Consider the following 13,898-nt stretch of genomic DNA (forward strand, 5'->3'; position numbering starts at 1 on the left):
ATGAGGGTCTCCGTCAGTCCGGCGCGGGTCGAGGTCTCGGCCGGGATCCCGCAGCCGCTCACGATCACGATCACCAACCCGGGCACCGTCATCGGCGGCTACTCCATCCGGCTGCTCGGCGCCGACCCGTCCTGGGTCGAGCTCGGCGAGGACCGGATCTCGCTGTTCCCCGACGAGACCCGGACCCTGGTCGCGACCGTGACCGTGCCGCCGGGTCTGGCGGCGGGCGAGCGCCGGATGGCCGTCCAGGTGCGGGAGCTGACCCCTCCCGAGCGCAGCACGGTCGAGGAGTTCGTGCTGCTCGTCCCGGAGGCGCCGAGCACCCAGGTCCGGATCGACCCGGTCACCCTGACGGCCGGCCGCACCGGCCGGTTCAGCCTGCTGATCGACAACAACGGCAACACGCCGGCGCGCGGCTGGCTGGCCGGGCTCGACGCCGAGAGCAAGATGCGCTACCGGTTCGACCCGCCGGTGGTCGACCTGGCGCCCGGCGAGCACGCCGTCGTCGACGTACGTGCGCGCGGCCGGCGTCCGCTGATCGGGCAGCCGGTGGTGCGCGTCCTCGACGTCCACCTGGTCGAGGGCACGCCACCTCCCGTCACCGGCCGCGGCCAGGACGCGCCCAAGCCGCCCGACCCCGAGCAGCGGCCCGCGACCACGGCCTCGATGGTGCAGACCGCGGTGCTGTCCCGCGGCCCGATCGGCCTGCTCGGCCTGCTCGCCGCGCTGACCGTGTTCGCGCTCGTGCTGACGATCGCGCTGTCCCGCCTGGTCGGCCAGTCGGCGGCCGACCGCAACCTGGCCCTCGAGATCGCCGCCGCCGACGGCTCCGGTACGTCGAGCGGCAACTCCGGCGTGGCCGGGACGGTGCGGCTGCTGACGACCGGGCTCCCCGTCTCCGGCGTCGCGGTCAACGTCTACAGCGCCGAGGACCTCGTGACGCCGCTGGCGTCCGACGCGACCGATGCCGAGGGCGGCTACCGGATCGACGGCCTGGCCGCCGGCGACTACAAGCTGGTCTTCCGCGGGGCCGGGTTCGAGCCGCTGTGGTACCCGCAGTCGCTGGGCGTCGAGAACGCCGAGACGATCACCGTCGAGGCCGACCACCGGATCGCGGGGCTCGACGTGGCGCTCGGCGGCACCCCCGCCACGATCAGCGGGACGGTGCTGGGCGAGGACGTCGCGGACGCGACGGTCTCGCTGCGCACTCCCGACACGACGACGAGCGTCACGTCCGGCGTCCCCGCGACGGGAGCACCGGCCGGCACCGGCGGCGCGACCGTCGACACCGTCCCGGTCGCCGGGGACGGCACCTTCACCTTCGCGAACGTGCCGTCGCCGAGCATCTACGACCTGGTGGTCACCAAGAAGGGGTACGCCACCTCGACCCAGCGCGTCGACGTCGCGGCCGGCGAGGCGCGCGACGGCGTCGAGATCAACCTGGTCCGCGGCAACGGGATCATCAGCGGCAGCGTCACCTCGAACGGCAAGCGGATCGACGGGGTGACGATCACGGCGACGTCGGGGGAGTCGTCCTCCTCGACGGTGTCGCTGAGCAGCGGCGACGTCGGCGGGTTCACGCTGCGCCGCCTGCCGACCCCGGGCGTCTACACGCTGGCCGCCAGCAAGGAGGGCTACGCGTCGCAGACGCTGAGCCTCACCCTCGCGGACGGCCAGGAGCTGACCGGCGTGGCGCTCAGTCTCGGCGCGTCGTCCGGCGCCCTGAGCGGGCGCGCCCTGCTCAGCGGCGGCGGCCCGGCCGCCGGGGTGACGGTGAGGGTCACCGACGGGGTGCGGAGCGTGGAGACCGCCACCCAGAGCTCGGGGCAGGTCGGCAGCTGGAAGGTGTCCGGTCTCGACCTGCCCGGCACCTACACCGTGACCTTCTCGCGCTCCGACCTGGCCGCGCAGACCGTGTCGGTCACCCTCGACCAGGTCGGCTCCATCACCCCGTCCTCGATCGGCGCCACGGTCACCTCCAACGGCATCGAGACGGTGATGAAGTCGTCCACGACGGTGCTCGAGGGCCGGGTCACCCAGCCGGGCAACGACGACGTCGTGCGGCCGGTGGGCGAGGTGACGGTCGAGCTGAGCTCCGGCTCCTCGACGTACCGAGTCACCACGGCGTCGGTCCCGTCCGACCAGCGCGGCCGCTACCGGGTGGAGGGCCTGCCGCCGGGCACCTACACCGTCAGCGTCAGCCGCGCCGGTGTACGCCCCACCTCGACGATCCTGCAGCTCGCCGCCGGCGACTCCCACGACTACAGTCCCGAGCTCGCCAAGGCGGCGTCGGTGCGGGGCGCGGTCACCCTCGCCGACTCCGGACTCCCGGTCGGCGGCGGCTATCTCGTCGAGCTCTATCGTGCCGGCAGCTACCCCGGTGCGGTCTACCGCACCACCCGCACCGCCGCCGACGGCAGCTATGTGTTCCCGGACGTCGACGCCCCCGAGGTGTACGTCGTCCAGGTCCGCCGGACCCAGGGCTCCGCACCGATCGGCTCGGGCAACGCGACCGTCGCCGCCAGCCAACAGGCCACCAGGAACGTGAGTGTGACGCCATGAGCATGCCGCCGACCGAGCCCGCGCCGCCGCCGGGGATCCGGGTCCCGCAGCTGGTCCGGACCGCTGCCGGCACTCCCGCCGTGCTCACGGCGGTCGTGACCAACACCGCCGCCGAGCCGCGCAGCTACACGCTGCTGACGGTGGGCGTGGACCCGTCCTGGCTGCCCGGGCCGATCCGCAGCGGCGTGGTGGCGCCAGGCGCCTCGGAGGAGATCGAGGTCCGGCTCACGCCGACGGCCGGCACGCTGCCGGCCCGCTACCCGGTCGCGGTGACCGTCCAGGCCCTCGTCCCCGGGACGAACCGGCCCGCCCCCGAGCCGACGGCGATCGGGGAGGCGACCCTCGTCGTCAACCCCCGGGCGCAGTTCCAGCTCGAGGTCACCCCCGAGCGCTCGTCGCTGATCCGCCGACGGCGACTCAGCGTGGTGCTCCGCAACGGCGGCTCCGTCGACACCACGACGGAGCTGCAGGGCAGCGCCACGCCGGGACTCGAGGTGCGCCTCAAGCGGCACAGCGTCACCATCGCCGCGGGCGCGGAGGTGCAGGTGCCGGGCCGGCTCGTCGTGACCCGGCCGCGACCGTTCGGCAGCACCAGCCAGCACTCGTGGACCGTCACGGCCACCACGGCCGAGGTGGTCCGCCGGGCCCGGGGCATCGCCCAGCAGCGGGCCATCGTCGGCACCGGCTGGCTGCGTGCCGCCGCGCTGCTGGCGGTCGTCGGCGTCTGGATCACCGCGGCGGTCGTGTTCATCCCGCCGCTCGCCGACCGCTTCGGCTCGGGAACCGACGACGGCGTCGTCGCCGGCTCCACGGGCGACGGCCACCACAGCGGCGGCTCCGGCAAGGACGGCGGCGACGCGGGCAGCGGCAAGGGCGGCGATGCCGGCGGCAAGGGCCGGGTCAAGGTGATCCGGGCGGAGTCGCCAGCCACGCCCAAGGGCCTGCAGCTCAACGGCACGGTCAGCGCCGAGGACCCGTCGGGAGTGACGGTCACCCTCGCGCCGACGTCGCTGGTCGACGAGGACGCCGTGGGCGCGTCCTCCGACGTGGTGCGGCCCGCCGCCTACGGCAAGACCCCGCAGTCGGCGGTGCTGCTGCGCCTGCCGGGCGAGGTGCCGCGCACCCGGACCGCCACGACGACCGCCGACGGCACCTGGTCGTTCCCCGACGTGACCGCGCCGGGCTACTACCTCGTCACCTTCGCCAAGCCGGGCTACGACCCGCAGAGCTTCGTCGTCGACGCGGCCACCGCTGACCCGACCAAGCCGATGGAGGTCGACCTCCAGCCCGGCAACGGCAGTCTGTCCGGCATGGTCCGCGGGCCGAGCGGCCCGGTCGGTGCCGCGACGGTCACCATCAGCGACGGCACCAGCACGCTGACCACGAGCAGCGCGTCGCGCAAGAAGGTCGGCAGCTGGTCGGTCTCCGGCCTGCACACCCCGGGCAGCTACCTCGTGCAGATCACCAGCTTCGGGCTGGGCACCGAGTCCCGGCTCGTGAGGCTGGACGCGGGCGGCACCGCCACGGCCGACGTACGCCTCGTCCCCGGCGTGGCCGCCCTGACCGGCACCGTCGAGGGCCTCGAGCCGGGCGGCGACTTCGGCGGGATCGGCGGCGTGAGCGTCACCGCGACCGACGAGAAGGGCGAGCAGCGGGTCGCCACCACGGTGACCACCAAGGAGCTGGCCGGCCGCTACCAGCTGCCCGACCTGCCCGCGCCGGGCACCTACATCGTCACGTTCTCCGCCGACGGCTACCAGGACCAGACCAGCCGGGTCGACCTGAAGCGGGGTCAGTCCCGCGCCAAGCTCGACGCGGAGCTGGTCGCCAGCAGCGGCGTGGTCGCCGGCGTCGTCAGCGAGAGTCCCGGCGGCGACCGGGTCGTGGGCGCCGGGATGACGCTGAGCAACGACGAGAACACCTACAAGACGACCACGACGGCCGACAACGCCGCACCCGGCCAGCAGGCCGGCGCCTTCCGCTTCAACGGCGTCGAGCCGGGCACCTACCAGCTGACCACCACGTACTTCGAGTTCGAGACCGACGTCCTGACGGTCCAGGTGGGCGCCGGCCAGGCGGTCACGGTGAACCCCGAGATCGAGCGTCTCGGCGGCGGCGTCCTGCCGGCGACGTCCACGATCCGCGGCGCGGCCGTCGACCTCTACAGCGGCGACCCGATCGACTGCACGGACGCCGACCCGTGCCATGCCACCACCACGGACCAGAACGGCGACGAGATCACCGTGCCCTTCGCGGGCGACGAGGAGTACATCCTCCCGGCCCCCGGAGGCACGGGCCTCGAGCCGGGCCTCTACTCGGTACTGGTCTCCGCGCCCGGGTACGAGAGCGCGATCGTCCGGGTCCAGCTGCCCCTGGGCACCACCGCGATCGCCCCGACGGCCGAGCTGACCAAGCTCCCCGTCATCTCCGGGACCCTGCGGGTGGCCAGCGGCGTGCCCGCGGACGACAACCGCACCTGCATCTGGGCGAGTCCCGACGGCGACCCGCAGCCGACCGCGAGCTGCGCGGCCGCGATCGCCGACGGCAGCTGCCTGGCCCCCGGCGAGCCCCGGGGGATCCTGGACCAGGCCACCACGGTCTGCGAGTGGGTCGAGGACCTCGATCCGTACGAGCTCGAGGTGCCCCGCGCGGGGCCGTGGGTGATGACCGCCCGGATGACCGACGGCACCTACGCCCCGCTGACCGGCGTACGCGTCAACCTCGCGCCCGGCTCGACCACGATCCAGAACCTGGAGTTCATCCGGCTGGCCGAGATCCAGGTGATCCCGCAGGCCCTCGACAGCACGGGGGCGATCCAGCCCTTCGCCGGCGCCGATGTCACGATCGCGCCGATCCTGACCGGCGGCGCCACCGGCACCGCCACCAGCGGGACCTACGGTGCCGACGGGCGGGTCCACTTCACCTCGCTGGCGCCGGGCGGCTACCGGCTCACCGCCTCCGCGGCGGGGCGGCGCACGGACACCGGCGACGTCTACGTCCTCGACAACCAGGTCGCGGTCGTCTACCTCACCTTGGGCCGCAGCCCGGGCCTGTTCACCGCGCAGGTGGTCTCGGACGGCAACCAGCAGGTGGGCGGCGCCCTCGTCGAGGTGACCGCGCCCGGCAGCTACGACGGCAGCACGCCCGAGCACATCACCGCGACGGCCACCAGCGACACCGGGGACGGGTGCGTCGCCTTCCGCGACTCGGCGACCGCGATCGTCGCGCAGGGCGACTGCGACGCGACCTACGGCAGCTCCGCGCAGAGCGTGGTCGACTTCGCCTCCGACTACGCCCAGCGGATCCGGGTCACCAAGCCCGGCTACGACGAGCTGGTGCTCACCGACAAGAAGATGCAGTCGGTGCTGACGTTGAACCTCGCCCCGTCCCCGGTCTCGTTCAGCTCCCGGATCACGACCGAGGGGACCGCGCCGTCGTACCCGGACGTGACCTTCGCGGTGACCTCGACCACGACGCCGGTCGGGACCGTGACGGTGACCGCCGACAGCGCCGGCGACCTGCAGTGGCAGGACTCCCGCTATGCCGCCGGCAGGATCCGCCCCGGCACCTACACGCTGACCGCGACCAAGGGCGAGTACGTCAGCGATCCGGTGACCTTCACCTGCCAGGTGGCGACGCCGTGCGCCCCCGACGGCCCGGTCCTGCGCCAGCTCGGCACGTTGCGGGTCGAGGCGCTGGGGCTCGACGACACGGGGAGCCCGGACCCGGTCGACAACGTCATCGTCACGCTGCTGCGCGGCACCCAGCCGGTGAGCACCCAGACCTCGGCCACCGACGGCAACGTGGTCACCTTCACCGGGCTGCGGCCCGGTCCCACCGACTACACCGTGCGGGTGCAGGCGGCGGGCTACGCCTTCGGGGCCGGGACCCTGAGCTGCACGGTCGGGACCGCGCCGGCGACCTCGGCGCAGATCTCGATCGTCCCCGGCGCGCAGACCACCTGTGACGCGACCCTCGACCCGATGGCCCGGATCGACGGCACGGTCCAGGGCGTCCTCGCCGCCGCCCCGGTGACGGACCCGGACGTCGACGTACGCAGCCTGGCCGGCGCGGGGATCACCGCGACCCGCTGCACCGCCTGGCTGCCGGCGGGTCCGGCCGCGCAGGCGGACTACTGCACCGAGCTCGGGTCGATCCGCTTCCCGGCGACGACCGGCCCCGACGGCCGGTTCGCCCTGTCCGGCACCAACCAGGTCGAGGGCATCGCCGACGGCGTCTGGCTGTTGACCGCGCAACAGCCCGGCTGGCGCACGGTCAAGCCGTCCGGCGCTCCGGCCACGGCGCTCGCCGGCACCGTGGTGCGGGTCGTCGACGGGAACGACGTGACGACGACCGTGCGGCTGCACGTGATCCCGGTCGACTTCACGGTCGACGTGAAGGACCAGAACCAGACGCCGCTGACCGGCGCCACCGTCCAGCTGCTGCGGGGGACGACCACCGTCGCCACGGCCGCCGCGGTCGGCGGCACCGCCGGCCGGTACCTGTTCGCCGACGCGATCCCCGGCAACTACACCCTCCAGGTCTCCGGCAGCGGCGTCGTGGTGTCGACGGCCCAGGTCGAGATCAAGACCGGCATCAGCGGCCAGGCCTTCGCCATGGCGGTGAGTCGCGCGACCAACAGCCTGAGCGGCACGGTGACCTCGGTGGACGCGCAGAGCGGCCTGTCCGGCGTCGCGGTGAGCCTGCACGCCTGCACCGACGGCGCCTGCGCGTCGGGGGTCGCGAACGGCACCGACGGCCAGCCGCTGGAGACGACGAGCGCGGCCAACGGCACCTTCGTGCTGAGGACCGTGCCCAACGGCAGCTACCAGGTCCGGTTCCAGAAGCGGACGTACGAGGACTCGGTCGGCGGCCCCTACTCCTTCGACCACACCGTCGGCGCCCTCCCGACGCTCCAGGTGACGATGGTCCGGATCCTGCGGGCGGCGCGCGTCGACCTCGTGACGTCCCCGGCCGGCACCGCCCTGACCGGCGCGACGGTGCTGCTGCGGTCGACGGAGTCCGGGGTGACGCCGCTGGGCCCCCAGACGGTCAGCGGGAGCTCGGTGTCCTTCGCCCAGGTGCCCTACGGCTGCTGGAACATCGAGGTGACCCTCCCGAGCGGTCACTTCGGACAGGTGAGCCTGCCGAGCAAGGGATCCCTGGCCGGCGAGTGCCAGGGCCACGTCGTGGTCGGCAGCAACGGCGCCGAGCTCGCCGCGTCGGTCACCGTGGTCGAGACGCCGGTGACCATCAAGGTGGCCGGCACCCCGATCAGCGGCCACAGTGCGCCGACCTCGGCGACCGTCGCGGTCTCGGGGATCACCCTTCCCGACGACCAGGTCGTGGTCGGCAGCACCGGGGGACTGGTGGTCTACCTGCCGCCCGGGACCCACACGGTCAGCGCCGCCGCGCAGCCGTCGACGTTCTGGCCCTCGGTCAGCCAGAGCGTGACCGTCACCGCCGGCGACGCCGCGAAGGCGGTCAACCTGACCCTGGCCGAGAGCACCGGCGCGCTCACCGTCCGCACCCGCCTGGTCGGCACGTCGACCGCCGTCGCGGGCACGGTCACGATCGCGCCCGGAACCGGACAGACCGCCGGCGTGCCCGCGGCGTACGCCACCGGGGTGGCCACGACGGGATCGGTCGACCTCGCCCTGCCGGCGGGCGCCTGGCACGTCACCGCCACCACGAGCGACGGCCGCACGGTGACCGAGCAGGACGTCGCCGTCTCCGCGGCGACCCAGAGCGTGACGCTCGACCTGCCCGCCCCGCCCACCCCCTGACCCGGCGCGAACGGGCACGGGATTCGCGTCGACCCGGCGCAGAAGAACCCCGTCGCGGGGCCGAGACGCCTCGGATACCCCTGCCCGGAGCCGATCTACAAATTTGCGCGCGCTCGGCGTGTCGAGTGGAAATTACACGTTTGTAGTTACTCACGATCTCTTCCCAGGCGCTGTGACGCATGTGAAAGTTGCTACTCGTGTGACACCTTCCCCGCACACACGTCTGGAGCAGAAGCATGTCGCCGTACCCCACGGAGATCCCTGAGCACACCCGGCGGAGCCGGTTCGTGACGCTGTGCCAGCAGGCCCTGGCCCTGGCCGTCGTCGTCGCCGTCCTCACGCCCGCTGCCCGCACCGTGACCATGGAGGTCCGCCCGGCCGAGCCGGGCGGCACGTCCGTTCCCGGCACGGTCAGCCTGCAGGCCGCGACCACCCCGGTGACGGTGCCGACCGGCGCCGTCGACCCGACCGTCACGTCGTACCCCCTGACCGCGTCGCCGCAGGGCGTCAGCGGCCGGGTCACGCTGCGCGGCAGCGTCAAGGAGCTGGCCGACGGCGGCGACAAGGTCACCAGCGACGCGCTGCCGGTCGAGGGCTACGGCACCGTCGGAGTGACCTGGGCGCACGGCAGCGACGTCCCCGAGGACGGCATCACCGTCGACGTCCGCACCCGCACCGGCGACACCTGGAGCGAGTGGACCGCCGCCGAGTACCACGACGAGCACGCCCCCGACCCCGACAGCGCCGAGGGCCAGCGCTCCCGCCCCGGCACCGAGGCGGTCCTCGTCGGCGACGTCGACCAGGTCCAGGTCAAGGTCGAGACGACCGACGCCGCGCCGGCCGACCTCCAGGTCGCCGTCATCGACCCGGGTACGCCGAGCGCCACCGCGCAGGAGCAGCCGTCGATCGACACGGCGGCCACCGCAGCCACGGCCCGGGGCACCACGGGGAGCACCGAGGGCACCGACGGCGCGATCGCGCTCCAGGCGGCCCCGACCGGGGTGGCGCAGCCGCAGATCTACTCGCGGGCCCAATGGGGCGCCGACGAGAAGCTGCGCGACAGGGGCTCGCTGCGCTACGGCACGATCAACGCCGGCTTCGTCCACCACACGGTGAACGCGAACGACTACCAGCCGGCCGACGTGCCGGGCATCATCCGCGGCATCTACGCCTACCACGTGAAGACGCGGGGCTGGAGCGACATCGGCTACAACTTCCTCGTCGACCGGTTCGGTCGGATCTGGGAGGGCCGGGCCGGTGGCGTCGACAAGCCCGTCGTCGGCGCCCACACCCTCGGCTACAACGACTACGCCTTCGCCATGTCGGCGATCGGCAACTACGAGACCGCGCAGCCCACGCCCGAGATGCTCAACGCGTACGGCGCCCTGTTCGCCTGGAAGCTCTCGCTGGCCGGCGTCGACGCCTCCTCGATGAGCCAGAAGGTCGGCAAGAGCACCTTCGCCGCGATCAGCGGGCACCGCGACGCCGGCAAGACGGCCTGCCCCGGCAAGTACCTGTACGCGCAGCTCCCGACGATCCGGGCGCTCGCCGCGCAGGTGCAGCAGGGCGCGTCGCTCGGCCAGCTCAACGGCAACTACATCGGCTCGGCCAACCCGGACATCGTCGTACGCAAGGCGGCGAGCGGGCGGCTGATCCTCCACGACCTCGACAAGTCCGGCGGCCGGTGGACGATCGCCGGCACGGTGAAGACCAACGTCTGGGCGCCGTGGGCCAAGCAGGTGCTGCGCGTCGGCGACTGGGACGGCGACGGGCTCAACGACCTGATCGCGATCCGCAAGAGCGACAAGGCCGCCGTGCTGTTCCGTGGCGCGGGGGGCGGGATGTTCCAACCGGAGCAGGTGCTGCCGAGCAGCTTCGCGGGCGTGAAGATGCTCGCCGCCGTCGGTGACGTGACCGGCGACCAGGTGCCGGACCTGATGGGCCAGCCGAAGGGCGGGCAGATGCAGGTCTACCCGGGCAACGGCGTCAACGGCTTCCTGCCGGCGGTCGCGGCCGCGGGCCAGGTGCCCGGGAAGCGATTCGTGCCGATGGGCCGCTGGAACAAGGACGGCGTCCCGGACGCGCTCGTCCGCGCCGGTGCGACGCTCTCGCTCTACCCCGGCATCCTGCCGGGCGGGTGGGCGCCGGCGAAGACGATGAAGACCGGCCTCAGCGGCTACGACTGGGTCATCGGCCTCGGCCCGATGGCCAGCGGTGGCAAGGTCGTCGTCGTCCGCAGCAAGGCCACCGGCTCGCTGTACGCCGTGGAGAAGGCGAAGGCCAAGAAGCTCGGTGCGCCGCTGTTCTTGAAGAAGCGCAAGAAGTTCGATCTCGCGGGCTAGACGGTATGACCTAACCCAAGTGGGTCACGTCATACCGTCTAGTCCCGCGGACCGATCCGTCCTGGTCGTTCAGGCGGGGAAGCGGGCCGTGGCGTGCTCGGCGACGTACGTCGCCTCGAGCCGCTCCGGCTCGGCCCGGGCGACCAGGACGAGCGAACCGCCCGCCAGGAGCGGTTCGCAGAGGATCGCCGGCTCCGCGACGGGGTCGGCGACCGCGAGCAGGCGGCCGTCGCCGACCAGACCGGCGACGGCCGCCTCGCTCCACAGCCCGGCCTGGCTCAGCGTCCGGCCGCCCGCGTCGAGGGCGAGGTCGTCGGCCTGCGGCGGGTCCCAGGCCTGGAAGGCGTCGGGCTGGGACCAGATGTCGACGCCGACGTCGCTCACGCCGGACGGGACCGGCTCCGCGAACCGGACGCCGAGCGGCAGCAGCGCACAGGCCAAGACAGCCAGCTCACTGCTCCGTTCGGCCCACGGGGCGAGCGTGTCCGGGCCGCACACGACCGCGGCAAGGGCGTCGGCGTCGGCGTCGGCGACGGTCAGGCCGCAGTTCCAGGCGGCGCCGAGGAAGACCGTGCCGAGCCAGTGCGGCGGCAGGTCGACGGCGATCCGGTCGCCCCGCTCCAGGCCCAGCTCGTCGATCAGCAGCGAGCTCGCCTTGGCCACCCAGTTCGCCCAGGTGGTGACCGACAGCTCGACCCGCTCACCGCTCGCGTGGTCGTAGAAGGTCACCAGCGGTTGACCGGGGTCGGTGCGTAGGCGGGCGGCCAGGACGGCAGGGAAGGTGGTCGGCGTCGTCACGGCCCGAGCCTAGGCGTGGGTGGCGTGACCGGGGGCCGTAGGGTTCGGCCCATGGTCCTCGACGAGATCCCCGGCTTCTGGGCCGTGGTCCCCGCCGGCGGCGCCGGGACGCGACTGTGGCCGCTGTCGCGCTCGCACGCGCCCAAGTTCCTCCACGATCTGACTGGCACCGGCCGCACGCTCCTCGAGCAGACCCACGACCGCCTCGCACCACTGGCCGGAGGGCGAGTGCTCGTCGTCACCGGCGACGCCCACCGCGCCGCGGTCCGCGACCAGCTCCCCCTGCTCCCCGACGACGCCGTCGTCGCCGAGCCCTCCGGACGCGACTCGATGGCGGCGATCGGCCTCGCCGCCGCCCTCCTCGAACAGCGCGGAGCCGAGGTGATGGGCTCCTTCGCAGCCGACCACGTGATCCCCGAGCCCGAGCGGTTCGGCGCCTCGGTCGCCGAGGCCGTCGCCGCCGCCCGCGAGGGCTGGCTGGTCACCATCGGCATCGAGCCGACCTTCGCCTCCTCCGCGTTCGGCTACATCCGCCAGGGCGAGCAGCTTCCCGGCCACCCGTCGGCGCGCCGCGTGGTCGAGTTCGTGGAGAAGCCGTCGGTGTCGGTGGCCGAGGAGTACCTCGCGACCGGTCGCTACCGGTGGAACGCCGGCATGTTCGTCGTACGGCCGACGGTGCTGCTCGACCTCCTCGCCGAGCAGGACCCCGGCTTCACCGCCACCCTGCGCACCATCGCCGCCTCGCCGGACCGCCTCGTCGAGCTCTGGGAGACCCTCCCGAAGGTCGCCATCGACCACGCCGTCGCCGAGCCCGCGGCTGCCGCCGGTCGGGTCGTCACCATCCCCGGCGGGTTCGCGTGGGACGACATCGGCGACTTCGACTCGCTCGCCACCCTGCTCGGCGACGACGACGCCTGCAGCGTCCTCGGCGACGCCGCACTCACCCGGCTGCTCGACGCCAGCGGCATCGTCGTACCCGGCTCGGGGCGGACCGTCGCGGTCATCGGACTCGACGACGTCGTCGTCGTCGACACGCCCGATGCGCTCCTCGTCACCACGCGGGCCCGGGCACAGGAGGTCAAGAGGGTGGTCGCTGCGCTGAGGGAGCAGGGCCGCACGGATCTGGTGTGAGGGGTGCGGTCACGCAGGGGTGACGCGCTGCGTGAACGACTCACGGTGTTGGTTTGGCTCGCTTCGCTCGCATGTCGGGCGCCCTTTGGCGCGTGATCTTCCCTCGCTGCGCTCGGTACGGATCTGGTGGGAGGGGTGCGGTCATGCAGGGGTGACGCGCTGCGTGAACGACTCACGGTGTTGGTTTGGCTCGCTTCGCTCGCATGTCGGGCGCGCTTGTGCGCGTTGCCTTCCTCCGCTGCGCTCGCTGGCGCTCGCTCCGCTCCGTCCAGGCAACGCGGCGCGCCCGACGACATCCAGCCGCACGTGATGCGTGCATGCATCACATGCGGCTGATTCTCGTCGCGCCGCCCGCCGTTTCTGGACGGAGGAGCGAGCGAGGAACGAGCGAGCGGGGGAGGAAGAAACGGCGTCAAAGGCGGCGCGACATGCCGGAGCGAAGCGAAGGCGAAATCAATACGCGTAGGGCTCGGGGGCGTCGGTGAACGGGTACTTGTCCATGAACTTCTTCAGCGCGGCGCCGCTGACCTCGGAGCAGTACTGCCAGGCGCCGTACTGCTTCTGGGTGTCGGGGTCGACGCGCCAGTGGGTGAAGGCGATGTGCTGGCCCTTCGGGAAGGACTTGCCGATCTCCTTCTCGTCCGCCTTGGTCCACGGGGCGACCTTGAACTTCAGCCGCTGGTTGGTGTCGTTGGCGTCCATGATCTTGGCGATGGCACGCATCGCGGAGACCTCGGCGGAGTCGTCGTTCGCGGTGGTGTCGTACCAGAGGATCGTGTAGCCGTGCTCGCTGTTGTGGATCAGCTGCTCGAGCTCGGGCCGGGAGTCCTCGGAGTAGAAGCGGTCGCCGATCGGGGTGGGGGCGACGCCGGCGACGTTCCAGTGCGCGCCGAAGGCGGGCGGGGCGTCGGTGTAGTCGACCTGCTGGCCCTCGGGGACGTGCTCGCCGCTGCCCGTGGCCTCCTTCTCGGTGATCTCGCCGCACACGCTGGCGGCGGCGCCGATCTCGGCGACGCTCTTGCCCTTCCACTTCTGGTCGTTGACCATGTCGCGGACCTTCGGGTAGAGCGCGGCGCCGACGATGACGAGTGCGACCACGACGCAGACGCCGACGATGGCCATGCCCTGGCGCTTGTCGGCACGCTTCTGCTTGCGCCGGATGTCGTCGATGACTTGGCGGCGCTCCGACTTCTCGGACTTGCTGGACTTGGCCACGTGCGGGGTACCTCGTCTTGGTCGTGATGGGCAGGCCGACAGGCGCGCCCGTGCGGCGAACGCG

The 13,898-nt window shown here is 72.9% G+C and carries 6 protein-coding genes; 4 read left to right on the forward strand and 2 right to left on the reverse strand.

The window, feature by feature from the left end; translation table 11 throughout:
* The 3 genes from ACUP6Y_RS06775 to ACUP6Y_RS06785 all read left to right on the forward strand — a co-directional run bounded on the left by ACUP6Y_RS06775 (nucleotide 1) and on the right by ACUP6Y_RS06785 (nucleotide 10,690).
* Nucleotides 1-2,562 (forward strand): carboxypeptidase regulatory-like domain-containing protein, encoded by a 2,562-nt coding sequence (locus ACUP6Y_RS06775; RefSeq protein ID WP_462554988.1) that lies wholly within the window; start codon nucleotides 1-3, stop codon nucleotides 2,560-2,562.
* Nucleotides 2,559-8,348, forward strand: coding sequence for a carboxypeptidase regulatory-like domain-containing protein (locus ACUP6Y_RS06780; protein WP_462554989.1), 5,790 nt, complete (start codon nucleotides 2,559-2,561; stop codon nucleotides 8,346-8,348). The genes ACUP6Y_RS06775 and ACUP6Y_RS06780 overlap by 4 nt, the downstream gene beginning before the upstream one ends.
* Nucleotides 8,349-8,584: 236 nt before the next feature.
* The gene (locus ACUP6Y_RS06785; protein ID WP_462554990.1) at nucleotides 8,585-10,690 is read left to right on the forward strand and encodes an N-acetylmuramoyl-L-alanine amidase; all 2,106 of its coding nucleotides are present in this window, start codon (nucleotides 8,585-8,587) and stop codon (nucleotides 10,688-10,690) included.
* A 69-nt stretch (nucleotides 10,691-10,759) separates the two neighbouring features.
* On the opposite strand, the gene ACUP6Y_RS06790 is transcribed toward ACUP6Y_RS06785, so the two are convergent.
* Nucleotides 10,760-11,488: a TIGR03089 family protein gene (locus ACUP6Y_RS06790; RefSeq protein ID WP_462554991.1), complete on the reverse strand. Its 729-nt coding sequence runs from the start codon at nucleotides 11,486-11,488 to the stop codon at nucleotides 10,760-10,762.
* A 51-nt stretch (nucleotides 11,489-11,539) separates the two neighbouring features.
* On the opposite strand from ACUP6Y_RS06790, the gene ACUP6Y_RS06795 reads away from it, so the two are divergent.
* Complete coding sequence (locus tag ACUP6Y_RS06795; RefSeq protein WP_462554992.1) at nucleotides 11,540-12,619, forward strand: mannose-1-phosphate guanylyltransferase; 1,080 nt, start codon at nucleotides 11,540-11,542, stop codon at nucleotides 12,617-12,619.
* 453 nt (nucleotides 12,620-13,072) lie between these two features.
* Here ACUP6Y_RS06795 and ACUP6Y_RS06800 read toward each other — a convergent pair whose 3' ends face one another.
* A complete protein-coding gene (locus tag ACUP6Y_RS06800; RefSeq protein WP_462554994.1) occupies nucleotides 13,073-13,834 on the reverse strand; it encodes a DUF3105 domain-containing protein in 762 nt (253 codons plus the stop codon).
* Nucleotides 13,835-13,898: the final 64 nt, after the last annotated feature.

The sequence above is a fragment of the Nocardioides sp. S5-5 genome (assembly GCF_054954065.1).

Excerpts from the sequence above, each read along its gene's own strand:
- ACUP6Y_RS06775 (WP_462554988.1), top strand. The coding sequence starts at position 1 with ATGAGGGTCTCCGTCAGTCCGGCGCGGGTCGAGGTCTCGGCCGGGATC.
- ACUP6Y_RS06780 (WP_462554989.1), top strand. The coding sequence starts at position 2,559 with ATGAGCATGCCGCCGACCGAGCCCGCGCCGCCGCCGGGGATCCGGGTC.
- ACUP6Y_RS06785 (WP_462554990.1), top strand. The coding sequence starts at position 8,585 with ATGTCGCCGTACCCCACGGAGATCCCTGAGCACACCCGGCGGAGCCGG.
- ACUP6Y_RS06795 (WP_462554992.1), top strand. The coding sequence starts at position 11,540 with ATGGTCCTCGACGAGATCCCCGGCTTCTGGGCCGTGGTCCCCGCCGGC.